Origin of the sequence: Streptomyces sp. WMMB 322, from assembly GCF_900090145.1 — a bacterium.
In the GTDB taxonomy this organism is placed as follows: Bacteria; Actinomycetota; Actinomycetes; order Streptomycetales; family Streptomycetaceae; genus Streptomyces.
Genome location: NZ_FMHI01000006.1, coordinates 168596 through 193019, shown reverse-complemented (window position 1 = coordinate 193019; position 24424 = coordinate 168596). Strand labels below are relative to the sequence as shown.

The following is a 24424-nucleotide window of genomic DNA, read 5'->3' as shown; positions in this document are numbered from 1 at the left end:
GGCCGCCGTGAGGGGCCGCCCGATCGCCATGAAGAGACTCGCAAACCTCGGCGGCGGATACAACCCCCTCCGCCAAGTTTTTTTTGATTCCTTGGTGTCGCCTCCCTCACAGGCGTACTTCCAGGGGGTGGATCCTGGCCTAAACGTTCGAGTGGAAGGACTTTTGGGCCTTGGACTTAAGCAATCACACGCAGTGCACGGCGTACGCCTGTGAAGTTCACGCTGTTCCGCACTCCCAGGTGGTCACCGTCCATCTGAAACGGCAGTGGAACCTGCGAATGCAAGGTGAAGTCCTCGATGTCATGGAGCGTTACCGCGTGTTTACCGCGGGGTCCGCGGGTGGGGCTCGAGGTGAGCAGCTGGGTGCCGTACCGGCTCATGGCCAGGGGCGTCAGCCGCGAGAGCCCGAGCACGTCGAGGGCGGTGTCGAATGAGGCGCGGGGCGCGGCGTAGACGGGCCGGTTGCCCAGATAGGTCCACGGTGCGGTGTTGCAGACTATCGACGCCACGAGATCCTCGACCGGCTCGTGCTCTTTCCGCTCCAGCCTGATCGTGCCGCGGCTGCGGTGCTGTTCCTTGGCGAACTGCTTCAACACCTGTCGCACGTACAGGGCATGGGTCGAACGCTTGCCGAGTTCCCGTTTCTGCTCGACGCGGCCCACGACGCCGGCGTCGAAGCCGAGGCCCGCGCAGAAGGTGAACCAGCGCGGGCGCAGCCCCGCGTCCTCCGTGTCCGGCACTCCCGAAGCGAGACCGAGGCCGATCGTGCGCTCCCGGCCCGACTCGATGGCGTCGAGCAGCGCTCCGGTCGCCTCGACGGCGTGATTGGGCAGGCCCAGCGCGCGGGCGAAGACGTTGGTGGAACCGCCGGGCACGACCGCGAGGCGGGGGAGTCTCTCCGGGTCCGGCCCCTGGTGCAGCAGACCGTTCACGACCTCGTTGACGGTGCCGTCGCCGCCGAGCGCGATCACCAGCCGCGTCTCCCCGTTCTGCGCCGCCAGCCGCGCCAGTTCACGGGCGTGCCCGCGGGACTCGGTCGTCACCACGTCCAGCTTGAGGTCGCTCGCGAGTGCGTGGGTGATGACCTCTCGCGTGCGCAGGCTGGTGGTGGTCGCTACCGGATTGACGACGAGGAGTGCGCGCATGGAGGGCAGCGTACATAGGCGGGGCGGTGCGCCCCCTGGCGTTGCGGACGTCTGCACGCGTGGGACTACGCTCTTCACCGTGCCGACACCGAATGAGACGTCCTCGCCCCGCGAGGTTCCCGATGGCCGCCGCCCACGACGCCTCACGGCCGCCGCCGTGCTGACCGCGCTCGAAGGGGCGGTCGTTGCCGCGTTCGGTGTCGCGTCGCTGGTGAAGCTCACGACGGACGAGCCGGACGGAATGGTGCAGGCGGTCACCATGGCCGTGACCGTCCTGGCGCTCTCCGTGCTCCCGCTCGCAGCCGCACGGGGATTGTGGCTGCGCAGGCGGTGGAGCCGGGGACCGTCGATGATCGTGCAGTTGATCGCGCTGCCCACGGGCTACCAGATGGCTCAGAACGGCGGCGTGTGGACAGCCGGGGGCATCGTCATCGCGCTGACGGGCGTCGCGGTGCTCGGCTGTCTCGTCAATCCCACGGCGACGGAGGCGCTGGGCATCGGACCGCGCGACGCGTAGCTCTCCCCGGCCTTCGGGCGTACGAGAAGGAGCCCGGCCGATCCCGGCCGGGCTCCTTCTCGTACGCCCGTCACTCCTCGATCAGAAGCCTGTCGCGCAGCTGCGCCAACGTACGTGCCAGAAGGCGCGATACGTGCATCTGCGAGATGCCGACCTCCTGCGCGATCTGCGACTGCGTCATGTTGCCGAAGAAGCGCAGCAGCAGGATCTTCTTCTCGCGCGGCGGCAGTTCCTCCAGCAGGGGCTTGAGCGATTCTCGGTACTCCACACCCTCGAGGGCGTCGTCCTCCGCGCCCAGGGTGTCCGCGACGGCCGGCGACTCGTCGTCGGTGTCGGGAACGTCGAGGGAGAGAGTGCTGTAGGCGTTGGCGGACTCCAGGCCCTCCAGCACCTCCTCCTCGGAGATCGACAGGCGCTGGGCCAGTTCGTGCACGGTCGGGGCCCTGCCGTGCAGTTGGGACAGCTCCGCCGTCGCGGAGGTGAGCGACAGACGCAGTTCCTGAAGGCGGCGCGGGACACGCACGGCCCAGCCCTTGTCACGGAAGTGCCGTTTGATCTCGCCCACGACGGTGGGGGTGGCGTAGGTGGAGAACTCCACGCCGCGCTCCGGGTCGAAGCGGTCGACCGACTTGATCAGACCGATCGTGGCGACCTGCGTCAGGTCGTCGAGGGGCTCGCCCCGGTTGCGGAAGCGGCGGGCCAGGTGCTCGACCAGCGGAAGATGCATCCGCACCAGGTGGTTGCGCAGCTCGGCACGCTCGGGGGAGCCGTCGGGAAGACCGCGCAGCGCGATGAACATCCCCCGGGCTCCGCTGCGGTCGTGCGGGTCGAAGTGCGCGAACTGCGCAGCCCGTGCCGTGCGTGCGCCGTGCTGGCCGGCACCGTGCTCGTGCCCGCGCGCGGTCTCGTGTCCGTGCGTCTCCTGTTGCTGCATGTCCATCGCGTCCGCCCGCTCTGCCTGCTCCGGTCGCTGACTGCTGGGGTCGGCGGGGTGCGGCCTGGCCTGCTCAGGCACGACCTGGTCGGCCGCCGCACCGGCGCGGCCCGCCCAATGCTCCCGTGCCTCGTGGCCGGTCACGGCGCTCCGGGGCCGGCACCGCGCTTCTTGTGCAGGCTGATGCTGACCGTACGGTCGTCGGAGACCGCCGAGTCCACCTCGCCGGCCAGGGCGGAGAGCACGGTCCAGGCGAAGGTGTCGCGCTCCGGCGCCCTGCCGTCGGTCGTGGGTGCCGAGACGGTGACCCTGAGGGAATCGCCGACGAGCCTGAAGACGCAGCTGAGCACGGAGCCCGGCAGCGCCTGCTGGAGGAGGATCGCGCACGCCTCGTCGACGGCGATCCGCAGATCCTCGATCTCGTCAAGGGTGAAGTCCAAGCGGGCTGCGAGCCCGGCCGTGGCCGTGCGCAACACCGACAGATAGGCACCCGCCGCGGGCAGCCGGACCTCGACGAAGTCCTGTCCGTCCTGCCCCACGGGCTCACCTGCGATCTGGGACACCCTCACCTCCAAAGTGGCACAAGCCGGTTCGGCTCGTTCGCTGTACGAGTGCGTCGGTCCGCCGCCCTGCCCGTGGATCTCCGCCACGGAGAACCAACGGACTGACGCCGTCGATGGTTCGCCTGCGACGCTATCGCGATCCGCGAGCTGATGTCGCCCGCATGGATCTACGACGAACTGCGGCTCCCCATCACATGAGCGTCACCCATAGTAAACATATGGGTACTTTCTGTGGCTAGGGGTCGGAGGTCGTGAATCCCCGATGGTTACGCTGTGTTGCCGTCTGCCAGCTTCCTCAGTGGTTCCCCGGACATACGGAAGACCGTCCACTCCTCCATCGGTTCGGCGCCGAGTGATCTGTAGAAACCGATCGAGGGGTCGTTCCAGTCCAATACCCACCACTCGAAGCGTTCATAACCCCGTTCGACACAGATTCCGGCAAGGGCTGAAAGCAGTTGCCTGCCGTGCCCCGCGCCGCGGGCGGCCGGGCGCACGTACAGGTCCTCCAGATACACACCGTGAGTGCCGGTCCATGTGGAGAAATTGAGGAACCACAGAGCGAAACCGACGGGCTCACTCTCCGTGGTCTCCTCGGCGATCAGAGCGAAGACCGCGGGGTGTTCGCAGAAGAGGGCGTCGTGCAACTGCCGCTCCGTGGCCCTGGCATGTTCCAGGGCCCGTTCGTACTCGGCGAGTTCGCGGATCATCGCGTGGATGGCGGGTACGTCGGACGGCTCCGCGGCTCTGATCATCTCTCCACGCTAACGCCGGCCGGTGACGACGGCGGTCACGGTGCTGCCCGGGGCGAAGGCACCCTCTTCCACGAGTGCGGTGAGCGCGAACAGCAGCTTGGCCACGTAGACCCGCTCCAGCGGCGGCAGGGCGTGCCTGGCGGCGAAGTCGTCGGCGAATTCGTCCAGTTCGCGGTCGACGCGGGCGTAGCCGCCGAAGTGGAACCGCTCGTCCAGACGCCAGGTGCCGCGCGGGCCGCCGAACGCGCTTCGCTGCAGCTCACCGACGTCGCCGGCGAGGAAGCCCCCGCGCAGCACCGGGATGCCGAGTGCGCTCCGCCCGGCACCGAGACCGGCGGCGAGGCCGGCCAGGGTGCCGCCGGTGCCGCACGCGACGGCGGCGACGTCGGTGCGGTCGCGCAGTTCCTCGCCGAGCGCCGTGCAGCCGTGCACGGCAAGGGAGTTGCTGCCGCCCTCGGGTATCCGGAACGCCTCCCGCGCCATCTGCATGCCGTCGGTGCCGTCGGTGCCGCCGAGGAGCCGGTCGGCGAAGTCCGGTTCATGGCGGCGCCTGTAGTCGGAGCGGGAGACGAAGTGGAGCGTCATGCCGTCGGCGGCGCACTGGGCGAGTGAGGCGTTGAGCGGCCGGCGGGCCAGTTCGTCGCCGCGTACCACGCCGATGGTGGCCAGCTCCAGCATGCGGCCGGCGGCGGCTGTCGCCCGCAGATGGTTGGAGTAGGCACCGCCGAACGTCAGCAGCGCGGTGTGGCCGCCTTCTGCTGCGGCACGCAGGTTAGGGACGAGTTTCCGCCATTTGTTGCCCGGAAGACGCGGGTGTATCAGGTCGTCGCGCTTGAGCAGCAGCCGCACGCCGCGGCCCGTGAAGCGCTCGTCCCGGATCTCCTGGAGCGGCGAAGGGAGCAGCGGCGGCGGGGCGAGAGCGGTGAGCAGGCCGTCCGCCGAGGGCGCGCCGTCACCGGCCGGGCACGGGGAGCCGGAGTGCGGGTGAGGGGCGGAGGCGCTGCTGTTCACACCCGCATTGTCGCGCCGACCGCCCCTCCCGTCGCCTCAGAGTCCCCTCACTTCAGGCGTGCGGCGATGCGCTTGCGCATCGCGTCCATGGTGAAGCCGCGCGGGTCGGACTTCTGGTTCGTCCACTCCAGGTGGCCGATGACCGAGTCCTCGGTCCAGCCGTGATGCCTGCACAGCGCGGCGGCGGCACGTTCCATGGCGTCGAGCTGCTCTTCGGGCCACGGGTCGTCGCCGTCGCCGAGGTTCTCGCATTCGAAGCCGTAGAAGTACCGGTTGCCGTCCGTGTTCATCTCGTTCGGTCCGGGCAGGTCGTCCTCCGCTATCACCGCGCGTAGCACGTCGTCGTCGCCGAGTCCGGCGTGGTTCGCGCGGCCGTGGCCGACGAGATGAACCGTGCCGTCCTTGGTGATCGCGCCGTGCGCCAGCGGTCCGGGCAGATCGGATCGCCCGTCGTAGATGAGGTCGACCGTCTCCTTGGCGCCGCTGGTCACGGTGTGGTGGATCATGATGCCGTGGACCGGGCCCCACGGGCCCTTGTGGTTGCGGTTGTGATTGCGCCAGTCGCGGACCTCTTCGACCGTCACGCCCTCGTTCTCCAGGGCCGCGACGAAGGCGCTTGCTGTGATGGGTGTGGCCATGTCTGCCCCGTACCTTCCTCAGCGCTCGTGTGTTCGGGGGTGATGCCCGCCGGGCCGGGCGCTTACTCCGTTTCCCGTGCGTTTCAGGGGAGGCCCGCCCTCGTCAACAGGCCCTGGACGCAGGCTTCCTGCGCGTACGGGCGCAGCAGCCGTGGCATCCGGTCGCGGGCACGGCGGGCACGGCCGGACCTTACGAGCGCCGAGTCCTCCAGGAAGCTCCGCCACGCCGAGCACGCCTCCTCCAACCGCCCCGCGGAGAGCAGCAGTTCCGCCAGTTCCGCCTCGCTCAGCGCGCGGGAGCGGCGTTCGCCGGCCGGACGGGAACGCAGCGAGGCGTGCAACTCGCGCACGGCACCGTCGCGGTCTCCCAGCGCCGCCCGCACCTGGCTCGCCTGGTAGTGCAGCGCCGCGTCCTGGTAGGAGCCGACGGGCTCGCCGCCGTCCGGGGATTCGGGCCCGGTCGTCAAGTCGGCCGGTGCGCGGGCGAGTTCGTGTTCGGCGCGGCCGAGTGCGGCCAGGGCCTGCTTGCGTTCGCCCTCCGCCGCCTGCGCGACCGCGAGCCCCGCGTACAGGAACGAGCGCGTCGACGGTGCAGCGTCGGAGGGCGCCGTCCCGCACGCGGATTCGGCGAGGGCGAGGCTCAGGCGGCGGTGCCCCAACTGGTACGCCTGCGAACTGAGCGCCCGCTGCACGAGCGCCACGCATTCGGGGTCCTCCCCCTCGGCGGCGAGCTGGGCGGCGGTGTCGAACGCGCGCTGGGCCAGGCCGTGCCGCTGTTCGTCCGCGTAGACGCGGCCCAGCAGATAGCTCAACCGGGCCGCGCCCGCCACGAGCCGGGGGTGATGCGGGCCCTCCCCGCCCGTGTGCAGCCGGCGCACCAGCCCCGCGAGGCAGGCCGCGAGCGGCGTGCGGATGTGGCCGCCGCCGTGCCGGTCCGCCTGCTGGGCGAAGAAGCGCGCGTGTTCGCGTGCGGATGCGACCTCGTCCGGCGTGGTGCGCCGGGCGGGCCGTCCGCCCCGGGGGAGGGAGGGGAAGTGTGCCCGGGGCGGACGGGGACGGAGGGGCTCCGCGGTTTCGCTCGGCTCGTCGCCGATGCCGCCGCGCTTGGCCGTGGTGCCGGCGGCGTCCGAAGTGCCCGCGCTGCGAGGTGTGTTGCCGGCTGTGCCCAGCGTCAGCCGGTAGGGGGCCGGCGGCGGCGCGTCCGCCCGCGGCGGGCCCACCACGGCCGCCGTGAGGGCCGCCAGGCGGTCGGCGGGGGGCGCCCCGTCCCGCAGGCCGGAGAGATCCTCCGGGCCCGGTTGTGTGCCGCCGTCGCCGAGTTCGCAGGCGGCTCGGTCCTCGCTTCTCCTCGGCCGCGGACCCGGGCCGCCGGACAGGCCGTCGCCCATGCCGAGTTGGGTCACGGCGACCGGGCGGCCCAGCCGCCGGGACAGCGCCTCCGCGATGAAGCCCTGGACCCTGGGCGAGGGGCGGCTGCCGCGCAGCCAGTGGGCGACGGACGTGCGGTCGTAGCCGAGCCGGACGCCGGCCTCGTTGCCGAGTCTCGCGAGGGCGCGGGCGAACGCCTCCTGCGTCCATCCGCTCTCCTCCAGTAAGGAGCGCAGTGCGAGGTTCGGCGTCGGGTCCCGGCGGTGGCGCTCACCGGGCCGCATGCGAGGCCACCTGACGGATGGTGAAGCGGAATCGGATCGGGTCGTTCACGGGAATTTCCTCCTTGTGTGCGCCGACGCGAAGTTGCGTACGGAGTGCTCCCAAGCGAAGCGCGTCTTCCGCTTCTTGGGGAGCATGTGCTGCGCGCACGCAGAGGTGCGACTTTCACACCCCGTGTGAACGGATGTCCGTTACTCTCTGAAACAAGGGTTGGACGACCGGAGGGCGAAATGGAGCCCAACAGTCAACTGGACGTACTGCTTGACCAGTCCGGAATCTCCCGGGCCGGTCTGGCCTCGAGGGTCAATCGCCTCGGCGCGGAGCACGATGTGACTCTGCGTTACGATCACACGGCTGTCGCGCGCTGGCTCAAGGGGCAGCGTCCGCGCGGCCGGGTGCCGGAGTTCATATGCGAGGTGCTGGGCGCGCGGCTGGAACGCACTCTGACGCTCGCGGACATAGGCATGGCCGGACCCCCGGGCGCGCTCCCGGCGGCGGACCGGTACGCATCCGGAGGGGCGGCGGAGGACGACGAACGGGCCACGCTGGGCCGCTTCGTGGAGCGGGCGGCGGTCTCGTGGCGCTCCGACCAGCTGCACGCCGACACCCCCGGACCGGCGCTGCTGACGGGCGCGGCGGCGGTGGCGCCGGTGTGGGAGTGGGAAAACCCTCCCGACGACCTGGACGTCTCCCACAAGGGCAGACGCGAGGTCTCGGAGGCGGACGTCGCACTGCTGCATGCCGCACGCGGCCACTACGAACACCTCTACCGCAACGCGGGCGGTGTCGCCACGCGCCCCCGCGTCGTCGGCTTCCTGACAGGTGAGGTGACACCGCTGCTGCGCGGTGACTACGACGACGGCACCGGACGCGAACTGTGCCGCGCCGCGGGCGCGTTGGCGGCGGTCAGCGGCATCTGCGCGTACGACGCCGACGAACAGGGCCTCGCCCAGCGGTACTTCCACCAGGCGCTGCGTCTCGGCAAGGCATCCGGCGACCGTCTCTTCGGCGGCTACGTCGTCTCCCTGATCGTCAACCAGGCCCTGCACCTCGGGGACAACCGGCGCGCCATCGCCTGCGCCGAAGCGGTGTTACGCACGCCGGGGCCGCACTCCACTCCGGCCCTGGCGACCGACCTGTACGCGATGCAGGCGAAGGCGTACGCGCGCATCGGCGATCGCAGGGGTGCGCACAGCTGCATGCGCAGTGCCGAGACCTGCTCCACCCGCATACGTCCCGAGGAGGAGCCCGAGGAGACCGGCTACGTCCAACCGGGCCTGGTGCAGGTGCGTTTGGCGGAGGCGCTGCTCGTACTCGGGGAGCTTGACCCGGCCCGGCGGTATGCCGAGGAGGCCGCGAGGGCACCCGCTCACGTGCGCGGCCGGGTCAACCGGCTGGTCACGCTCACCGGCGTCGAGTTGCGCACCGGCTCTACGGAACGCGCTGCGGAGACGGCGGCACGGATGGCCGACGAGGCGCAGGGCATCGAATCACAGCTGCTGCGGCAGCGCATGCGGCACGTGCGGGAGCGGCTGCTGCGGCACCCCGGTGCGCCGGTCGCGCAGGCGGCGGAGCTGATCGAGGAGACGTTGCGGGTTCCTCTCTGAAGGGAGGGTGGCCGGTCGGCGCCTCTGTCAGGCAAGCGCCGCGGCGTGCTGGGATGTGCCCAACCTCCGTCAGGAAGGGGGCACATACGTGCGATGGAAGAACCTGGGTGAACACACTGTGTACGAGAACCAGTGGTTACGGGTCAATCTCGCGGACGTGCTGCTGCCGGACGGCCGTCATCTGGATCACTATCTGATCCGGCTGCGGCCGGTGGCCATGGCCACCGCGGTCAACGAGCGCAACGAGGTGCTGATGCTCTGGCGGCACCGCTTCATCACCGACAGCTGGGGATGGGAACTCGCGGCCGGAGTCGTCGAGGACGGCGAGGACCTCGCCGCCGCGGCGGCACGCGAGATGCTGGAGGAGACGGGCTGGCGGCCCGGGCCGCTGCGTCACCTGATGACCGTCGAGCCCTCCAACGGGCTCATCGACGCGCGGCATCACATCTACTGGGCGGACGGCGCCGACTACGCCGGCCATCCCGAGGACGACTTCGAGTCGGACAAGCGCGAGTGGGTGCCGCTGAAGGAGGCTCCGGACCTCATCGCAGCGGGTGAGGTCCCAGCCGCGAACACTGCGGCAGCACTGCTGATGCTGTACCGCCTGCGCTTCGGGTAGCCGGGAAACGCCGAGGCCCGGGCCGGGATACGCCGAAGCCCCGGGGCCGGGATACGCCGAAGCCCCGGGGCCGGGAGCAGCGCCTGGGCCGGGAGAGGTCCCCGGGCCGGGGCAGTGCCCGGGCCCGGAAGCGTCCGAGCCGGCCGTCCGTCCGGCCGGGGTGCTCCCTCGCGGCCGGTCCGAGCACCTCCGGGTGCACGCCGGCCCCCTGACCCGCGGAGGGCCGGGGGGCCGGGGCGGTCCGTGCGGCCACGGGTGCGGCGCGCACCGGACGCTACGTGCTCTTCAGGAAGTCCTTGCCGTGCTGCGCGATGTGCTGCTCCAGCGCCGTCATCGCCTGCTCCACGTCCGCGCGGGAACCGTCTTCGCGCTGCTCCGAGTAGTAGGCGGCGCCCAGCTTGCGCAGCAGGTCGCTGCTTGTGCGCTGTGCCTGTACCACCTCCATCTTCTCCTTGCCCTGGGCCAGTCCGCGCTGCGCCTGCTCCTTGGCCCTGTCGAGGAAACCCGCCATCGTTCCTGCCTCCTGTGGCTGTGCCTGTGCCTGTGTCACCGGGAGAAATGCCCGGATTCCCCCCAGTCCCTGCCCGTCCAAACGTATGCGGTGATCAGCGGGTTCCCCGCTCATCCCCAGCCGGTACGCCGAGCGCCACCCGTACGAGCTGTCGCGCCCGCGGGGCAGCGGGCCTTCCCGAACCGACGGGGCTCCCGCGCCAGATGAGCATTGGAGGTACGACGCCGCTCCCGGCGGGCGAACCCCGTGCGGGTGCGGGGGGTGCGGGCCCGGAGCATCTCGGTTGTGGCGACGGACCATGGCGAAGCCGGCGACCGTGGCGGAGGTGACGGTGGAGGCGGAGGTGGCGACCGTGAAGACGCCGACGGCATGCCCGTGGCGGCGGCACCCGGCCGGCCGGCCGTCCGTCCGCGCCGGCGTCGGCATCGGCGTCCGCGACGGCGACGGCGACGAAGCCGCGCGGATGACGCAGTTCAGCGGCCATGCCCAGGGAGCACAGCCGCAGGCCGGTGCGCATTTCCCACGGCGACGCGGCGGTCATAACGTGTGCTCATGAGCTCTGGTGACAGTACCGCCGCGCGGAACCCGGCCCGCACCGGGCGCGGCTCCGGCGCCCACGGCCCGTACGCACGGCAGGGCCACGGGCGGCTCGGCGCCGTCGGAATGGTCGTCGGCAGCGCCATGTCGCTGCAGTTCGGGTCCGCCGTGGCCGCGACGCTCTTCCCCCGCGCCGGAGCGCTCGGTGTCGTGGCGCTCCGGCTGGTCTTCTCCGCGCTGATCATGCTCGCCGTGTGCAGGCCGCGCCTGCGCGGGCACTCCCGCAGGGACTGGGCCGCCGTCACCGGCCTCGGTGTCGCGCTCGGCACCATGAACACGCTGTTCTACCAGGCCATCGACCGCATTCCGCTCGGTGCCGCCGTCACCCTCGAACTGCTCGGCCCGCTCGTGCTGTCCGTCGTGGGCTCCCGGCGCCTGCTGAGTCTGCTGTGGGCCGCGCTGGCACTGGCCGGCGTGTACCTGCTGGGCAGCAGCGGCTTCGGCCGCATCGACCTCGCGGGCGCCGCTTTCGCCCTGGCCGCCGGTGCCATGTGGGTGGCCTACATCCTCTTCAACTCCCGTACGGGCGCCCGCTTCCCGAAAGCCGACGGGCTCGCCCTCGCCATGGGGCTGGCCGCCCTGATCAGTGCGCCGCTGGGCGCCGCGAGCGCCGGCCGCGCGCTGCTGGACCCGGTGACGCTCGGTCTGGGCGCGGCGGTGGCGGTGCTCTCCTCGGGGGTTCCGTACACGCTCGAACTGTTCGCCCTGCGGAGGCTGCCCGCCGCGACCTTCGCGCTGCTGATGAGCCTCATGCCGGTGGCGGCGGCGACAGCGGGATTCCTGGTGCTCGACCAGCGCCTCGAAGCGCAGGAGCTCGTTGCCATCGGCCTGGTCATCGTCGCCAGCATGGGCGCGGTACGTACCCCGCCCGCCCCTCGTTCCAGGGGCGCCGGGCCGCCCGTGCCGTGAGGTCCTTCCGCGCCGTGAGGTCCTTCCGTGCCGTGAGGTCTCCCGTGCGCCATAGGGTGGGCCGGTGAGCGAGCTTGAGCGGCCACTGGCCGTCTGGACCGAGGACGGCGTCGAACGCACGGCGCTGTGGCGCTCGGAGAGCGGCACCAGGCCCCCGCGGCACATCCGCGTCGCGGACGACCGCATGACAGCCGACGCCGCCTACAAGCTGGCCTGCGAGGGGACGGCGCTGCTGTGGCGCGGCGACTACCACGGTGCGCGGCAGCTGCTGTCCGCACTGGGGCGCCGCGTCGACCGAAAGCCGCCGAAGGCCGGAGCGAACCCGCGGGAGACCTTCCACCTGTACAGGCAGGCGCAGTCGCGCCGCGCCCGCGTGCTGGGGATGCTGCTGGTGCCGCTCGACTCCGGGCCCCGGGGCGAGAACGGTTACGCCGTACCGCTGCGCCGCGCGCCCGAGATCCGGGAGGCGTGCGCCGAGGCGTACGGAGCAGAGGGCGGCGACGCGGGGCACTCCCTTGTGCCGCTGCGCGAGCTGCTGGGCGTCATCGGGGCCCACGAGTGGCGGCAGCGCGGCGTACCCGTTCCGGCGCTCGGCGGCGACCGCGTGCACCCGGCGTACGGCGTCTTCTCACCGGTGCGCGGCGAGTACGTCGACCTGGTCGCCCGTACCCAACTGCCCCCGGGCGGGCTCGCGTTCGACATCGGCACCGGCACCGGGGTACTGGCAGCGGTGCTCGCCCGGCGCGGCCTCGCCCGTGTCGTCGCGACGGACCAGGACGAGCGGGCGCTGGCCTGCGCCCGGGAGAACGCCGAACGGCTGGGGGTGGCACGGCAGGTGAGCGTCGTCGCCGCGGACCTCTTCCCGCCGGGGACCGAACGGGCCCCGCTCGTCGTGTGCAACCCGCCCTGGCTGCCCGCGAAACCCGTCTCGCCGCTGGAACACGCGGTCTACGACCCCGGCAGCCGCATGCTCCGCGGTTTCCTCTCCGGGCTGGCCGAGCGCCTGCTCCCGGGCGGTGAGGGCTGGCTGGTCCTCTCCGACCTCGCCGAGCGTCTTCAGCTGCGCACGCGCGAGGAGTTGCTCGGCTGGATCGCCGGGGCGGGCCTCGCCGTCGCGGGCCGTGAGGACGCCCGGCCCCGCCACAAGCGGTCCGCCGACCCCTCCGACCCGTTGCACTTCGCCCGCGGCGCGGAGGTCACGTCACTGTGGCGGCTGAAGCGCGCGGAGTGAGGTGCACAGGGGCGACGGGCTCCGGCCGGCCACCGACGGGACGGCACCGGAGGACGGCCGATGTGATCCAGCCGCTGTCCCACCGGCGGCGCCTCGGAGCTGACGCGGCGTCCGGCCCCGCCGGCATTCGGCACACAAGACACTGAACAGACCGCTCAGTTACAGGATTTCCACGGCGCAGCACTGACAGGAGTCGGCAACCAGGACGCCAGGTCCCGGATGAGGCATTCCTCCGGGACCTGTCGGCGTCGGCGTATGTGCACAAAGGACCGCACCCGGTCCGCATCGGCGCCTTCGTGGGGCGCCGTGCGGGCCGGGTGCGGTGGAAATCCCGCGAGGACGCAGGGTGTTCAGCCCTTCTTGGTCCCCCGGCGATGGTTGGGCCGGTGGGCAGCAGTGCCCCGGCGTATGGCTAGCGGTGTCCTCTCGTCCGAGGCGGTGAGGGTGTCGATGAGGCGGGAAAGCATCACAGGATCGAACGGGTCACAACTCCGTTGGCTTCGAAGTCGTAGATCTTCTGGTTGATCCGCAGGCCGTCGACGGCGCCGATCCACATGTTGTCGCGCCCCTTGCCCACTGCCGCGGTGAGGATGGTCGGCGCATCGCCGCCGTCGTTCAGCGCGGCTTTGAGCGCCGAGAAGGTGCACTGAGTGGTTTGGTTGCACCCGGTCGCGGTCCCCGCGGCGCCCGAGAGCATCCACTTCCCGCTCGTGGCGGCGTTCAGGTAGGGACTCCAGGCGTCCACGTTCGCCATCGGCACAGGGTCGGGCAGCCACGTCATCGTGGAGTAGTTGGTGGGTGTGGACGAGAGGTTCGGATCGATCTCGAACCTGATGTTCGGCATGTTGCTCGCGCCGCCGTAGCTGATGTTCTCACCGGTCTGGAAGACGTAGAAGCCGACCTGGTTCAGGCCGAGCACCGGGTCACCGTAGAAGTCGACCTCGTTGCCGAAGTCGACTTTCTCGCTCGGCGGAGTCAGGGTGGTGGAGTTGTTCGCCACCTCGATCCCAAGGCTGCCCTTTCCGTAAGGCGGCTTCGAGGTGGGGCCCGTTTTGCCGAACGACCCGTACGGGCCGTTCCTCAATTCGGCAACGGGAGAGCCGATGGTGTTGCGGGTGATCACACCCCAGTGTTCCGAGTCGGCGGTTGCGGCGGATGCCGGCCCGGGGGCAGACGAAACGGCGATCGCAGCCAGCGCGGCGACCCCCAAAGCCATTCTTCGTGTAACGCCGAAGCGAGCTTTCACGCTTCCCTCCTCATTCTGGTCGGTGAAGGACAGGGCAGGTGTGTTGTTGCCCTGCAGTCAGAATGGTGGCGTCCGCTGCCGACGGGGTTCGGTTGTTCCTTCTTCACTCGCAAGAGTGACACATCTGAATTGCGAGTTTGAGTCTGCTGTTCAACTCCGTTGCTTTTCCAAAATATTGAGACCGAGCCGCGTTCACGCACGCCGTTGGTGCCCGGCCCTGGGTTCCTCCCATTTCGAGTGCAGGTCAGAGGCCGGCCCCGGTCTCGTTGTGATTTTCGGGCCATCGGGTTGCCATCGGGTTCTGTTCCGTTGATCGGACGCCCCCTGAAGGTCCGGCAGAGGGGAAAACCGGAGGGCGTGCGGCGGTGCGCAGGGGCGCGGTTGATGCTTCCTAGGATTGTCGTATTCACTATGTATGCATCTTCTGCCTGCGTTCACGCCTTGTCGAGTGTTTCTGGCGTTCGCTTCCATTGTGGTAAGAGGCAATGGGCAACACCCAGCAACGGGGCAGGGGTGACCGCTTTCCGGCCGGGATTCCAGCCGTGTACGGGGGGTTGGAAAGGGTTGTCCAGGTGCACGGAGCCTGCTGCCTGGAATCCCGTCCCGGAGGAGGAAATATATGCCAGCGATCACTGCCGTTCAGCCTTCAAAACTGCCTGCGGGAGCCACGACCTGGATCGCCGGGTCCGGTTTCACAGGTGCGACTGCCGTGAAATTCGGCAACACCAATGCAAATTTCACCTTGTTCAACGACGGAGCCATCAGAGCCACAGTTCCTGCGGGAAGCGGTTCGGTTCTGGTCACGGTCGTGACGCCGAGCGGCACCAGCAACGGCAAAGCATTCTGCTACTCGGGAACACCGGGTGCGACGATTCAGGCCGTTCAGCCGACATCCGGGCCTTCTGCGGGCGGCACTCCTGTCACCCTCGTCGGTTACGGATTCACGGGTGCGACCGATGTGAAGTTCGGCAGCACCAGCGCCCCCATCCTCGCCAATCTGCAGGGAAAGGTGATCCAGACCACCGCCCCGGCCGGGACCGGTACGGTGCTGGTGAGCGTGGTGACTCCCGTGGGTCCGGGCTGCGGCATCGCCTATGACTACGTGGGCGTACCGGTACCACCGTCGGTTGACTCGGTGGTCCCGGACGAGGGCCCCGCGGGCCAACAGGTGACGATCTCCGGCAGCGGATTCACCGGTGTGACGTCCGTGCAGTTCGGCGTGGTGGAAGCCGGATTCGTGTTCGTCGATGACAGCACCGTCGTCGCGACCGCACCCGACGGTGTGGCCGGCTCGCTGGTGGACGTAACCGTCACCACGCCGAACGGCAGCGACACCCTCGAAGACGCCTACACCTATGTGCCGGCAGTCACCTCTGTGGTCCCGGACGAGGGCCCCGAGGGTCAAGAGGTGATCATCTCCGGCTTCGGGTTCACCGGCGCAACATCAGTGACGTTCGGGGGAGTGGAAGCCACGTCGTTCATGGTCGCGGACGACGACACCGTCTTCGCGGTCGTGCCCGCGGGCAGCGGCACGGTGGCTGTGACCGTGAGCACCCCGAACGGCGATGCCACCCTCGCAGACGCCTACACCTACGTCGTCGTACCAGAAATCACCCTTGTGGAGCCCTCCACAGGTCCAGCAGTCGGCGGTCAGGACGTGACGATCTCCGGCAGCGGGTTCTCCGGTGCAACATCGGTGACCTTCGGAGGAGTTGATGCAACGTCGTTCATCGTCGAGAACGACACCACCATCACCGCAACCACACCCCCGGGCACGGCCTACACGACGGTGGACGTGGAAGTCACCACACCGGGCGGTACCGCAACAGGCAGCTACACCTACACCCTCTTCGCCTACGTCACCAACCAGACGGACGCGACGGTGTCGGTGATCGACACCAGCGACGACACCGTCGCCGACACCATCAACGGCGAGAACTTCCAGGGCCCGGCCGGAGTGGCGCTCACCCCGGACGGAAGCAAGGTGTACGTCGCCAACAGCAGCGGGGAAGAGGTGACGGTGGTCGACGCCGGCAACAACGTCGTCACCGGAAGTCTCATCACCGTCGGGATCTCCCCGTACGGCGTGGCGATTGCCGGGACCAAGGCCTACGTCCCCAACAGCACCGACAGCACGGTGTCGGTGATCGATACCGCCACCGATACCGTCACCGACACCATCAACGGCGAGAACTTCAACACCCCGTTCTGGGTGGCGATTGCCGGGACCACCGCCTATGTCACCAACGCCGCCAACGACACGGTGACCGTGATCAATACCGCGACTGACACCGTCACCACCACCATCAACGGCACGAACTTCAACTCACCCAGGGAGATTGCGGTCACGCCCGACGGGACCAAGGCCTATGTCGCCAACAACGGCGGCACCACGGTGACGGTGATCGACACCGGTACCAACACCGTCTCCGGCACCCCCATCACCGTCGGGACCTCCCCCTACGGGGTGGCGTTCACCCCGGACGGAACCAAGGCCTACGTCACGAACGAAGGCGGCAACTCGGTCTCGGTGATCGACACCAGCGACAACACCGTCATCACCACCATCACCGACGCCGGCTTCAACGAACCGAGGGGAGTGGCCGTCACGCCGGACGGAAGCAAGGTCTACGTCGCCAACTACGGCGGCAGCACGGTGTCGGTGATCGACACCAGCGACAACAGCGTCACCACCACCACCGTCGGGAACAACCCGTTCGGGGTGGCGATCGTGAACGTCTGACCCCGGACGTCCGCCGATCTCATGACGCACCACCCCGTAGAAGGTGCTGAGGACACGACAGGTCCCGGATGAGGCATTGCTCCGGGACCTGTCGGCGTGGCGTGAGGTGTGTACGAAGACCGCACCCGGTCCGCATCGGCGCCTTCGTGGGGCGCCGTGCGGACCGGGTGCGGTGGAAATCCCGTGCAGGCGAAGGACGTTCAGCCCTTCTTCGTCTCCCAGAAGATCTTGTCGATCTGGGCGATGTAGTCGAGGGCCTTCTGGCCCGTCGCCGGGTCGGTCGAGCCCTTGGCCGTGGAGAGGGCCTTCAGGGTCTCGTTGACCAGCTGGTGCAGGTCCGGGTACTTCTCGAAGTGCGGGGGCTTGAAGTAGTCGCTCCACAGCACCGAGACGTGGTGCTTGGCCAGTTCGGCCCGCTCCTCCTTGATCGTGGTGGCACGAGCGCGGTAGTGCGGGTCGTCGTTGGCCTGGTACTTCTCCTGGATGGCCTTGACCGACTCCGCCTCGATGCGGGCCTGCGCCGGGTCGTAGACACCGCAGGGCAGGTCGCAGTGGGCGCTGACCTTGACCGTGGGCGCGAACAGACGGGAAAGCATAGAGCCGTCCTTCCTCGTGATCGTCTTCTCACCTGTGAGATTACTCCGTAGGGGAGGCCCTTTCGCGTGTGCCCCCGAGCGCTTAGGACAAAAGTCCAGTGTTGGGTGAACGTGAGGACGGGACCGGGGTGAGGCGCACAGATGCCGGAGCGGGCGCGGGTGTCGCGAGGGTACGGACAGCGAAGGAGCGGGACTGTGAGCGGGTTGCTGAAGCGGATCGGGCTCGCGGAGGTCTACAACCCGTCGATGCTGCCGACGCTGCGTCCCGGCGACCGGCTGGTGGTGAAGTACGGCGCCCGCGTACGGCGCGGAGCCGTCGTGCTGCTGCGGCATCCCCTCCAGCACGATCTGCTCATCGTCAAACGGGCCGTGGAGCGCCGTTCGGGTGGCTGGTGGGTGGTCGGTGACAATCCGCAGGTGCGCAATGACAGCCGGGAGTTCGGGACCGTCCCGGACGACTTGATGGTGGCGCGTGCCTGGGTGCGGCTGCGGCCCCGCCGGGGGCCTCAGCGCTCTCTGCGGCCCGCACTGCCGTGGGCTCTCTCGGCGGTGCGGCCGCTGGTGGTGCTGCCTTCGGGCCGCTCCGGGAGGGCTTGCGCCGGCTCGTCGCCGTCCTCGGCGGCGTTGGTCTCGCGGCTCTCCCGGCTCTCCAGGCGTTTGCGGGCGCGGTAGGCGGCGACATTGGCGCGGGTCGCGCAGCGGTCGGAGCAGTAGCGGCGGGAGCGGTTGGTGGAGGTGTCCAGGTACGCCTTGCTGCACGGTGCCGCCTGGCAGATCCCGAGCCGTTCCACGCCCAGGTCGGTGAGGTGGAACGCGAGGCCCATGCAGGCCGTGGCCGTGTAGCCGGCTGCCGCGGTGACGGGATGCTCCGCGAGGTGCATGTGCCAGCGGGGGCGTCCGTCGGCGGCGGGGTCGCCGTGGCCGCTGATCTGAGGGCTGGTGGGGAATTCCATGAGCAGCGCGTTGAGCAGGTCCACGGCGCGCGTCTCGTCGCCCTCGGAGGCGGCGCCGAAGACGGCGCGCAGCCGTGTCCGTACGGCCCGCAGCCGTGCCACGTCGGCTTCCGTCACGCGGCGGGCCATCGTGCGGTCGGCGCCGTACAGCTCCCGTACGGACTCGACGGACGTGAGGGTGTCCGTGCCGCGCTCCGGCTCCTCGGTGTTGACCAGGCGGACCGCCAGGTCCGAGTAATGGCTGAGCTCCACTTGTGGTCCTTACGGCCGCGGGCTATCGTCACCGTTGAAGTAATGAGCGGTTTCGGTCAGAGGGTATTACATCCTGGAGGATGGCGTGGCGGACTGCACGGACGACGCGAAGATCGCAGGGGCGGGCCCGGACTGGCGTGCATGGCAGGAGAGTTGGGACCGGCAGCAGGAGTTCTACCTCCCGGACCGCGAGGAGCGCTTCCGGGTCATGTTCGACATGACCGAGGCGCTGACCGCTCCATCCGGCCCCGCGGAAGAGGACGCTGCCGGCGCCCCCGGGCCCGTGGTGCTCGACCTGGCCTGCGGGACGGGCAGCATCTCGCGGCGGCTGCTGCGGCGCTTCCCCGGGGCGCGGTCGACGGGAGTGGACCTCGACCCGGCCCTTCTCATGATCGCGCGCGGCTACTTCGCGGGCGACGAGCGCGTGGAGTTCGTGAGCGCGGACCTGACCGACCCGGAGTGGACGGGCAGGCTCCCCTACCGCTCGTACGACGCGGTGCTCACCGCCACCGCCCTGCACTGGCTGCGCACCGACGAACTCGGCGTGCTCTACGGGCAGATCGCGGGGGTGCTCCGCGACGGCGGGGTGTTCATGAACGCCGACCACATGCCGGACGGGACCACGCCCCGCATCAACGAGGCGGCGCACGCCTTCGACAAGGAGCGCCGCGAACGGGCCGAGGCGGCGGGGACGCAGGACTGGGTCGCCTGGTGGGACGGCCTGTCCCGGGAGCCCGCGGTGGCCGGCGCAGTCGCCGAGCGCTTCCGCACCATCGGCAACCCGCTCAACGGCGACCACGCCGACGGAGAGGTGCAGTCACCGGCCCGCCACGCCGAACTGCTGCGCGCGGCCGGCTTCTCGGAGGCGCGACCGGTGTGGAGCTCGCCCCTCGACGCGCTCGTGCTCGGTCTCAAATAGCCCTCGGGTGCCCGTACAGCCGGATGCGCGTGAGGGCGGTACGGGCAGGGCCTGCCCGTACCGCCCTCGGTGAGTTCCCCGCGTCGAGGCGTCCCGCTGCGGCGCCGCGCACATCCGGTGACGTCCGACGACGGCGCGCTCAGCGGCTCTCAGCGGCGGGCGACGCCCTCCGCGCGTGCCGCCGCGGCCACGGCGGCCGTCACCGCGGGAGCGACCCGCTCGTCGAACGGCGAGGGGATGACGCAGTCCGCGCTCAACTCCTCGGAGACGACGGCCGCCAGGGCCTCCGCCGCGGCGAGTTTCATGCCTTCGGTGATGTCGGTGGCCCGCACCTGAAGGGCGCCGGCGAAGACACCCGGGAAGGCGAGCACGTTGTTGATCTGGTTCGGGTAGTCGCTGCGCCCCGTGGCCACGACGGCCGCGTACTTGGACGCCACGTCCGGGTGGATCTCCGGGTTCGGGTTGGCCATGGCGAAGACGAAGGAGTCCTCGGCGAGCGTCGCCACCGCCGCCTCGGGGACCGTTCCGCCGCTGACGCCGATGAAGACGTCGGCGCCGTCCATCACCGACTCGAGCGAACCGGTGCGCCCCTCCTTGTTGGTGAAGCCGGCCAACTCCCGCTTGACGTCGGTGAGATCGTCACGGCTCTGCGCGACGACGCCCTTGCGGTCGCACACGACGACGTCGCCGATGCCGGCCTCCACGAGGATCTTGGCGATCGCGAAACCGGCCGCGCCCGCGCCCGAGATGACCGTACGCAGGTCGCCGAGCGTGCGGTTGGTCAGCCGTGCGGCGTTGCGGAGCGCCGCGAGCGTGACGATGGCCGTGCCGTGCTGGTCGTCGTGGAAGACCGGCACGTCCAGGCGTTCCTTGAGCTTGGCCTCGATCTCGAAGCACCGGGGTGCCGCGATGTCCTCCAGGTTGACGCCTCCGAAGGACGGTGCGAGACGTGCGACGGTCTCCACGATCTCGTCGGTCTCGCGGCAGTCCAGTGCGACCGGGAACGCGTCCACGCCGCCGAACTGCTTGAAGAGAATGGACTTGCCCTCCATCACGGGGAGGGAGGCCTCGGCGCCGATGTCGCCCAGGCCCAGCACCGCGCTGCCGTCCGTGACGACGGCCACCACCTGGGACTTCCAGGTGTAGTCCGCCACGAGTTCCGGCTGGCGCGCGATGGCGCTGCAGACCTTGGCGACGCCCGGCGTGTACGCGAGGGACAGCTCCTCCGCGTTGCGGACCGGGACGGTCGCCTGCACGGCCATCTTCCCGCCGCGGTGCAGGGCGAAGGCCGGATCGATCACGTCCTCGTCCAGGCCGTCCTTCGAATTGACGATCTCCGCTGCCACTTGTCGAACCCCTTTGTAGAAAACCTTCTTGAGAGTGGCCGCTCCCAGGTTGAGGAACGGGCGGGCAACCACGTCCGCCGACCGCACGGCCCATGGCCCTGGTGGGAGCCCCGGCTCGCTGGGCCGATGGGGCCGCCCCCGGCGGCTGGGCCGAGGGGGCTGGTCTCTCCCGGGCCTTGAGGGCCCGGAGGGAGATGGAGCGAACGCCGGGCGCGCCGCACACGCGCCCTGGTCCCCGGGTGAGGGGTGTAATCGACCTTTGTACCTGACGAAGCCCGTCGGTTACGACCCGCTTTCCCCGAGGCCGGAAGCAGGCAACCGGACATTAGCCCACGGAACGCCATGAATGTGCCGGTGGCCGGGTATCTCTGGACCGCAATACGCCCGCCGGTGAAGGGTCTTCGGCGCAGCCCCCGAATGTGCCCAAGGTCTCCTGCGGGTCCGCATTCGAACGGAATGCGACACCGCGTACGCGACGCGTGAGTGCCCTGTATGCGGAACCGGGCCTCCGTTATCCGATTTTGACTCGCGAGTCCTCGGTAACCGCTCGAACGGATGGCAGGATTTCCACCATCCATCGGCAGCATCCTCGTGGCCACAACACCCGAAGGTGTGTGCCCGACCGGACGCTCCCACATCCGCAGGAGGACCCTGTCATGACCGCACGCAACTTCCGACGCCCGGTGGCCGCGCGCCTCCGGCGTGCTCGCACAGCCGCGCCGATAGCCGTGGCGGTCACCGGCGCCCTGCTGCTGACCGGCTGCGGCGACCAGACGGACTCCGCGAGCGGCGGCAGCGCCGACAAGCAGGGCAGCAAGGCCCCGCTCTTCGACAAGCTGCCGAAGAAGATCCAGAAGGCGGGCGTCATCAAGGTCGGCACGGATGCCGCGTACAAGCCGATGGAGTACAAGGACGGGCAGAAGATCGTCGGGCTCGACCCCGACCTGGCGAACGCGATGGGCGAGCACCTCGGTGTGCGGTTCGAGTTCACCAACGGCACCTTCGACGGTCTGATCACCTCCATGCAGACCGGCCGCTTCGACATGATCATGTCGTCGATGACGGACACCAAGGACCGGCAGGAGGGCCTGGACGACCAGGGCAAGAAGGTCGGCAAGGGCGTCGACTTCGTCGACTACCTCACCGCCGGCTCCTCGATCCTCGTCAAGAAGGGCAACCCGGAGAAGATCGAGTCGGTCGACCAGCTGTGCGGCAAGAAGGTCGCCACGCAGCGCGGCACCACTTCGCACGAGATCCTCAAGAAGCAGATCGACAAGTGTAAGAAGGACCGCAAGCGGCCGCTGACGATCGAGCCGTTCGACAACGACGACGAGGCCCGCGTCCGGCTGAAGGCCGGCGGCGTCGTCGCCGACATCTCCGACTTCCCCGTCGCGGCCAACGCGGCGAAGACCGGCGACGACTTCGAGGTCGTCGGCGAGCAGATGGAGTCCGCGCCGTACGGCATGGCCGTCTCCAAGGGCAACGACAAGCTCAGCGGCGCTCTCAAGGAAGCCCTGACGAAGATCATCGAGGACGGCTCCTACGAGAAGGCGCTCAAGAAGTGGGGCGTCGAGGACGGCGGGGTCTCCGAAGCGAAGATCAACAGCGGTACCTGAGCCGCATCGCGGCCGCCGGCCGGCCGGTCCACCCGTCGTGTGACCGGCCGGCCGTGGCACGGCCCCCGCGAACCGGCGCCACGCGGACGCCTCCCGGCAGCGATGTCAGCGAGTCCGCGCCCGCTCCTCCGGCAAGGCGCCCGGTGACTCCCCCGGCCACCGCTGGGAAGTGCCCCCACCCGGTCACCGCTGGGTGAAGCACCCGGCCCCGCCCGGGGGAGAGTGCCCCCAGTCCACCGACCGACAGGCAGTACATCCATGACCGCTCCTCCCGACAAGGGGCCCGGCGACGCATCCGCAGCGACCGCGGGCCCCCGACCGACCGCCGGCACGGCACCCGAGGCGATCAAGGCGATACCCGTGCGGCACTACGGCCGCTACGTCTCCGCCGCCGTCGTCATCGTGCTTCTCCTCCTCGTCGTCAAGGCGTTCGCGGAGGCGGACCTGACATGGGGCTCGGTCGGCAGCTTCTTCTTCAACGACCAGATCATGCAGGGTGTCAAGAACACCCTCGTGGTCAGCGTGCTGTCCATGATCATGGGTCTGGTTCTCGGCATCGTCCTGGCAGTGATGCGGATGTCGAAGAACCCGGTCACCAACTCGGTGGCGTGGGGCTACATCTGGTTCTTCCGCGGCACCCCCGTCTACGTGCAACTGCTGCTGTGGTTCAACCTGGCGCTGATCTTCCCCGTCCTCAACCTCGGCCCGATCTACAAGGACGAGATGACGGACGTCATGACGCCGTTCATGGCAGCCCTGCTGGGCCTCGGCCTGAACGAGGCGGCATACATGGCGGAGATCTGCCGCGCCGGCATCCAGTCCGTCGACGAGGGGCAGACCGAGGCCTCGCAGGCGCTCGGCATGACCAACGGGCAGAACATGCGCCGGATCGTGCTGCCGCAGGCGATGCGGGTCATCGTGCCGCCGACCGGCAACGAGTTCATCAACCTGCTGAAGACCTCCGCCCTGTGTGCCGTGGTGCAGTACGAGGAGGTGCTGCGCAAGTCGCAGAACATCGGCAACAACTCGGGTGCGGTGGTGGAGATGCTCTTCGTCGCCACCATCTGGTTCCTCGTCATCACGACCGTCTTCAGCATCGGGCAGTTCTATCTGGAGCGGCACTACGCACGGGGCTCGTCGCGGCAGCTGCCCGCGACCCCGTGGCAGCGGGCACGGCAGCTGGTCTTCACCTTCAGCCGTGGTACGGGAGCGGGTTCGGGCTCGGGAGCGGGAGGCGCCGCATGAACGCGATGGTGAAGGCCGAGGCCGTACACAAGTCCTTCGGACCGGTCGAAGTGCTCAAGGGCATCGACCTGGAGGTCGCGCCGCGCGAGGTGTTCTGCATCGTCGGCCCCTCGGGGTCGGGCAAGTCCACCTTCCTGCGCTGCATCAACCACCTGGAGAAGATCAACGCGGGGCGGTTGTACGTCGACGGCACGCTCGTCGGCTACCGCGAGCACGGCAACAAGCTCTACGAGCTGCGGGACCGCGAAGTCGCCGCGCAGCGCCGCGACATCGGCATGGTCTTCCAGCGCTTCAACCTCTTCCCGCACATGACCGCGGTGGAGAACGTGATGGAGGCGCCGGTCCAGGTGAAGGGGGAGAGCAAGGCGAAGGCGCAGGAACGCGCACGTGCCCTTCTCGACCGCGTGGGCCTCGCCGACAAGACCGACAGCTACCCCGCGCAGCTCTCCGGCGGACAGCAGCAGCGCGTCGCCATCGCCCGGGCGCTGGCGATGGAGCCCAAGCTGATGCTCTTCGACGAGCCGACCTCGGCGCTCGACCCGGAGCTGGTCGGAGAGGTGCTGGACGTGATGCGCGACCTCGCCGAGGACGGCATGACGATGGTCGTCGTCACGCACGAGATGGGCTTCGCGCGCGAGGTCGGCGACTCACTGGTCTTCATGGACGACGGGGTGGTCGTGGAGTCGGGCAACCCCCGGGACGTCCTCGGCGACCCGCAGCACGAGCGGACGAAGTCCTTCCTCTCCAAGGTGCTGTGAGGCGCCGGGCGCGTCCGGCGCGTCCGTGAGATCTGTCGCTTCGGCGGGGCGGGGGGTGGCTGGCCG

Annotated in this window: 23 protein-coding genes and 1 pseudogene; 12 read left to right on the top strand and 12 right to left on the bottom strand. The window is 69.7% G+C overall.

What is annotated here, in order from left to right:
- Nucleotides 1-176: 176 nt before the first annotated feature.
- Nucleotides 177-1145 carry a diacylglycerol/lipid kinase family protein gene (locus tag H180DRAFT_RS12570; RefSeq protein WP_055486109.1) on the bottom strand — a complete coding sequence of 323 codons (969 nt, stop codon included), beginning with the start codon at nucleotides 1143-1145 and terminating at the stop codon, nucleotides 177-179.
- 79 nt (nucleotides 1146-1224) lie between these two features.
- Here H180DRAFT_RS12570 and H180DRAFT_RS12565 point away from each other — a divergent pair, with 79 nt between their 5' ends.
- The gene (locus H180DRAFT_RS12565) at nucleotides 1225-1662 is read left to right on the top strand and encodes a hypothetical protein (RefSeq protein ID WP_055486108.1); all 438 of its coding nucleotides are present in this window, start codon (nucleotides 1225-1227) and stop codon (nucleotides 1660-1662) included.
- A 70-nt stretch (nucleotides 1663-1732) separates the two neighbouring features.
- On the opposite strand, the gene H180DRAFT_RS12560 is transcribed toward H180DRAFT_RS12565, so the two are convergent.
- The 6 genes from H180DRAFT_RS12560 to H180DRAFT_RS12535 form a co-directional block, all read right to left on the bottom strand.
- Entirely contained in the window at nucleotides 1733-2677 is a 945-nt protein-coding gene (locus H180DRAFT_RS12560) for an RNA polymerase sigma factor SigF (protein ID WP_254666011.1), read from the bottom strand.
- A gap of 59 nt (nucleotides 2678-2736) precedes the next feature.
- Entirely contained in the window at nucleotides 2737-3159 is a 423-nt protein-coding gene (locus tag H180DRAFT_RS12555) for an ATP-binding protein (protein ID WP_055486106.1), read from the bottom strand.
- Between the two features lie 266 nt (nucleotides 3160-3425).
- On the bottom strand, nucleotides 3426-3911 hold the full coding sequence (locus tag H180DRAFT_RS12550; RefSeq protein ID WP_055486105.1) for a GNAT family N-acetyltransferase: 486 nt from the start codon (nucleotides 3909-3911) through the stop codon (nucleotides 3426-3428).
- 9 nt (nucleotides 3912-3920) lie between these two features.
- Nucleotides 3921-4841 carry a 1-aminocyclopropane-1-carboxylate deaminase/D-cysteine desulfhydrase gene (locus tag H180DRAFT_RS12545; RefSeq protein ID WP_055486231.1) on the bottom strand — a complete coding sequence of 307 codons (921 nt, stop codon included), beginning with the start codon at nucleotides 4839-4841 and terminating at the stop codon, nucleotides 3921-3923.
- A gap of 128 nt (nucleotides 4842-4969) precedes the next feature.
- Complete coding sequence (locus tag H180DRAFT_RS12540) at nucleotides 4970-5560, bottom strand: N-acetylmuramoyl-L-alanine amidase (RefSeq protein ID WP_055486104.1); 591 nt, start codon at nucleotides 5558-5560, stop codon at nucleotides 4970-4972.
- Nucleotides 5561-5643: 83 nt separating this feature from the next.
- Nucleotides 5644-7212 carry a helix-turn-helix domain-containing protein gene (locus H180DRAFT_RS12535; RefSeq protein ID WP_055486103.1) on the bottom strand — a complete coding sequence of 523 codons (1569 nt, stop codon included), beginning with the start codon at nucleotides 7210-7212 and terminating at the stop codon, nucleotides 5644-5646.
- A 228-nt stretch (nucleotides 7213-7440) separates the two neighbouring features.
- Between H180DRAFT_RS12535 and H180DRAFT_RS12530 the strand changes: the two genes are divergently transcribed.
- Both H180DRAFT_RS12530 and H180DRAFT_RS12525 read left to right on the top strand, forming a co-directional pair.
- A complete protein-coding gene (locus H180DRAFT_RS12530; protein WP_055486102.1) occupies nucleotides 7441-8817 on the top strand; it encodes an NsdA family TPR-like regulatory protein in 1377 nt (458 codons plus the stop codon).
- 88 nt (nucleotides 8818-8905) lie between these two features.
- On the top strand, nucleotides 8906-9436 hold the full coding sequence (locus tag H180DRAFT_RS12525) for an NUDIX hydrolase (RefSeq protein ID WP_055486101.1): 531 nt from the start codon (nucleotides 8906-8908) through the stop codon (nucleotides 9434-9436).
- A gap of 274 nt (nucleotides 9437-9710) precedes the next feature.
- On the opposite strand, the gene H180DRAFT_RS12520 is transcribed toward H180DRAFT_RS12525, so the two are convergent.
- On the bottom strand, nucleotides 9711-9947 hold the full coding sequence (locus H180DRAFT_RS12520) for a hypothetical protein (protein ID WP_055486100.1): 237 nt from the start codon (nucleotides 9945-9947) through the stop codon (nucleotides 9711-9713).
- A 298-nt stretch (nucleotides 9948-10245) separates the two neighbouring features.
- Here H180DRAFT_RS12520 and H180DRAFT_RS12515 point away from each other — a divergent pair, with 298 nt between their 5' ends.
- From H180DRAFT_RS12515 to H180DRAFT_RS12505, 3 genes are all read left to right on the top strand, one after another.
- The gene (locus H180DRAFT_RS12515) at nucleotides 10246-10503 is read left to right on the top strand and encodes a hypothetical protein (RefSeq protein WP_055486099.1); all 258 of its coding nucleotides are present in this window, start codon (nucleotides 10246-10248) and stop codon (nucleotides 10501-10503) included.
- Nucleotides 10500-11453, top strand: a complete 954-nt coding sequence (locus H180DRAFT_RS12510; protein WP_254666001.1) for an EamA family transporter — start codon at nucleotides 10500-10502, stop codon at nucleotides 11451-11453. The genes H180DRAFT_RS12515 and H180DRAFT_RS12510 overlap by 4 nt, the downstream gene beginning before the upstream one ends.
- A 64-nt stretch (nucleotides 11454-11517) precedes the next feature.
- Nucleotides 11518-12684: a N5-glutamine methyltransferase family protein gene (locus H180DRAFT_RS12505; RefSeq protein WP_055486098.1), complete on the top strand. Its 1167-nt coding sequence runs from the start codon at nucleotides 11518-11520 to the stop codon at nucleotides 12682-12684.
- 466 nt (nucleotides 12685-13150) lie between these two features.
- Here H180DRAFT_RS12505 and H180DRAFT_RS12500 read toward each other — a convergent pair whose 3' ends face one another.
- A complete protein-coding gene (locus H180DRAFT_RS12500) occupies nucleotides 13151-13930 on the bottom strand; it encodes a hypothetical protein (RefSeq protein WP_254666000.1) in 780 nt (259 codons plus the stop codon).
- 619 nt (nucleotides 13931-14549) lie between these two features.
- On the opposite strand from H180DRAFT_RS12500, the gene H180DRAFT_RS12495 reads away from it, so the two are divergent.
- Nucleotides 14550-16673: an IPT/TIG domain-containing protein gene (locus tag H180DRAFT_RS12495; protein WP_074466767.1), complete on the top strand. Its 2124-nt coding sequence runs from the start codon at nucleotides 14550-14552 to the stop codon at nucleotides 16671-16673.
- A 200-nt stretch (nucleotides 16674-16873) separates the two neighbouring features.
- On the opposite strand, the gene sodN is transcribed toward H180DRAFT_RS12495, so the two are convergent.
- Nucleotides 16874-17269: a superoxide dismutase, Ni gene (gene sodN / locus H180DRAFT_RS12490; RefSeq protein ID WP_028434210.1), complete on the bottom strand. Its 396-nt coding sequence runs from the start codon at nucleotides 17267-17269 to the stop codon at nucleotides 16874-16876.
- A gap of 246 nt (nucleotides 17270-17515) precedes the next feature.
- On the opposite strand from sodN, the pseudogene sodX reads away from it, so the two are divergent.
- Nucleotides 17516-17830 (top strand): annotated as a pseudogene (gene sodX, locus H180DRAFT_RS30415) (nickel-type superoxide dismutase maturation protease); the annotation flags it as partial.
- Here the strand turns inward: sodX and H180DRAFT_RS12480 are convergent.
- Nucleotides 17776-18474, bottom strand: a complete 699-nt coding sequence (locus tag H180DRAFT_RS12480) for a CGNR zinc finger domain-containing protein (RefSeq protein WP_055486096.1) — start codon at nucleotides 18472-18474, stop codon at nucleotides 17776-17778. The pseudogene sodX and the gene H180DRAFT_RS12480 sit on opposite strands and share 55 nt — an antisense overlap.
- 85 nt (nucleotides 18475-18559) lie before the next feature.
- Here H180DRAFT_RS12480 and H180DRAFT_RS12475 point away from each other — a divergent pair, with 85 nt between their 5' ends.
- On the top strand, nucleotides 18560-19393 hold the full coding sequence (locus H180DRAFT_RS12475; RefSeq protein ID WP_254665999.1) for a class I SAM-dependent methyltransferase: 834 nt from the start codon (nucleotides 18560-18562) through the stop codon (nucleotides 19391-19393).
- Between the two features lie 149 nt (nucleotides 19394-19542).
- Here H180DRAFT_RS12475 and H180DRAFT_RS12470 read toward each other — a convergent pair whose 3' ends face one another.
- On the bottom strand, nucleotides 19543-20739 hold the full coding sequence (locus H180DRAFT_RS12470) for an NAD(P)-dependent malic enzyme (protein ID WP_055486095.1): 1197 nt from the start codon (nucleotides 20737-20739) through the stop codon (nucleotides 19543-19545).
- A gap of 656 nt (nucleotides 20740-21395) precedes the next feature.
- Here H180DRAFT_RS12470 and H180DRAFT_RS12465 point away from each other — a divergent pair.
- The 3 genes from H180DRAFT_RS12465 (at nucleotide 21396) to H180DRAFT_RS12455 (ending at nucleotide 24358) form a co-directional block, all read left to right on the top strand.
- On the top strand, nucleotides 21396-22355 hold the full coding sequence (locus tag H180DRAFT_RS12465; RefSeq protein ID WP_079100063.1) for an ABC transporter substrate-binding protein: 960 nt from the start codon (nucleotides 21396-21398) through the stop codon (nucleotides 22353-22355).
- Nucleotides 22356-22613: 258 nt separating this feature from the next.
- Nucleotides 22614-23600: an amino acid ABC transporter permease gene (locus tag H180DRAFT_RS12460; protein WP_055486094.1), complete on the top strand. Its 987-nt coding sequence runs from the start codon at nucleotides 22614-22616 to the stop codon at nucleotides 23598-23600.
- Nucleotides 23597-24358 carry an amino acid ABC transporter ATP-binding protein gene (locus tag H180DRAFT_RS12455; protein ID WP_055486093.1) on the top strand — a complete coding sequence of 254 codons (762 nt, stop codon included), beginning with the start codon at nucleotides 23597-23599 and terminating at the stop codon, nucleotides 24356-24358. Before H180DRAFT_RS12460 ends, H180DRAFT_RS12455 begins: the two co-directional genes overlap by 4 nt.
- Nucleotides 24359-24424: the final 66 nt, after the last annotated feature.

Bases quoted from the DNA above. Each gene is read 5' to 3' on its own strand.
- H180DRAFT_RS12530 (WP_055486102.1), top strand. From the start codon at position 7,441: ATGGAGCCCAACAGTCAACTGGACGTACTGCTTGACCAGTCCGGAATC.
- H180DRAFT_RS12515 (WP_055486099.1), top strand. From the start codon at position 10,246: ATGGCGAAGCCGGCGACCGTGGCGGAGGTGACGGTGGAGGCGGAGGTG.
- H180DRAFT_RS12550 (WP_055486105.1), bottom strand. From the start codon at position 3,911: ATGATCAGAGCCGCGGAGCCGTCCGACGTACCCGCCATCCACGCGATG.
- H180DRAFT_RS12460 (WP_055486094.1), top strand. From the start codon at position 22,614: ATGACCGCTCCTCCCGACAAGGGGCCCGGCGACGCATCCGCAGCGACC.
- H180DRAFT_RS12455 (WP_055486093.1), top strand. From the start codon at position 23,597: ATGAACGCGATGGTGAAGGCCGAGGCCGTACACAAGTCCTTCGGACCG.
- H180DRAFT_RS12510 (WP_254666001.1), top strand. From the start codon at position 10,500: ATGAGCTCTGGTGACAGTACCGCCGCGCGGAACCCGGCCCGCACCGGG.
- H180DRAFT_RS12535 (WP_055486103.1), bottom strand. From the start codon at position 7,212: ATGCGGCCCGGTGAGCGCCACCGCCGGGACCCGACGCCGAACCTCGCA.
- H180DRAFT_RS12570 (WP_055486109.1), bottom strand. From the start codon at position 1,145: ATGCGCGCACTCCTCGTCGTCAATCCGGTAGCGACCACCACCAGCCTG.
- sodN (WP_028434210.1), bottom strand. From the start codon at position 17,269: ATGCTTTCCCGTCTGTTCGCGCCCACGGTCAAGGTCAGCGCCCACTGC.
- H180DRAFT_RS12520 (WP_055486100.1), bottom strand. From the start codon at position 9,947: ATGGCGGGTTTCCTCGACAGGGCCAAGGAGCAGGCGCAGCGCGGACTG.
- H180DRAFT_RS12495 (WP_074466767.1), top strand. From the start codon at position 14,550: ATGCCAGCGATCACTGCCGTTCAGCCTTCAAAACTGCCTGCGGGAGCC.
- H180DRAFT_RS12540 (WP_055486104.1), bottom strand. From the start codon at position 5,560: ATGGCCACACCCATCACAGCAAGCGCCTTCGTCGCGGCCCTGGAGAAC.
- H180DRAFT_RS12465 (WP_079100063.1), top strand. From the start codon at position 21,396: ATGACCGCACGCAACTTCCGACGCCCGGTGGCCGCGCGCCTCCGGCGT.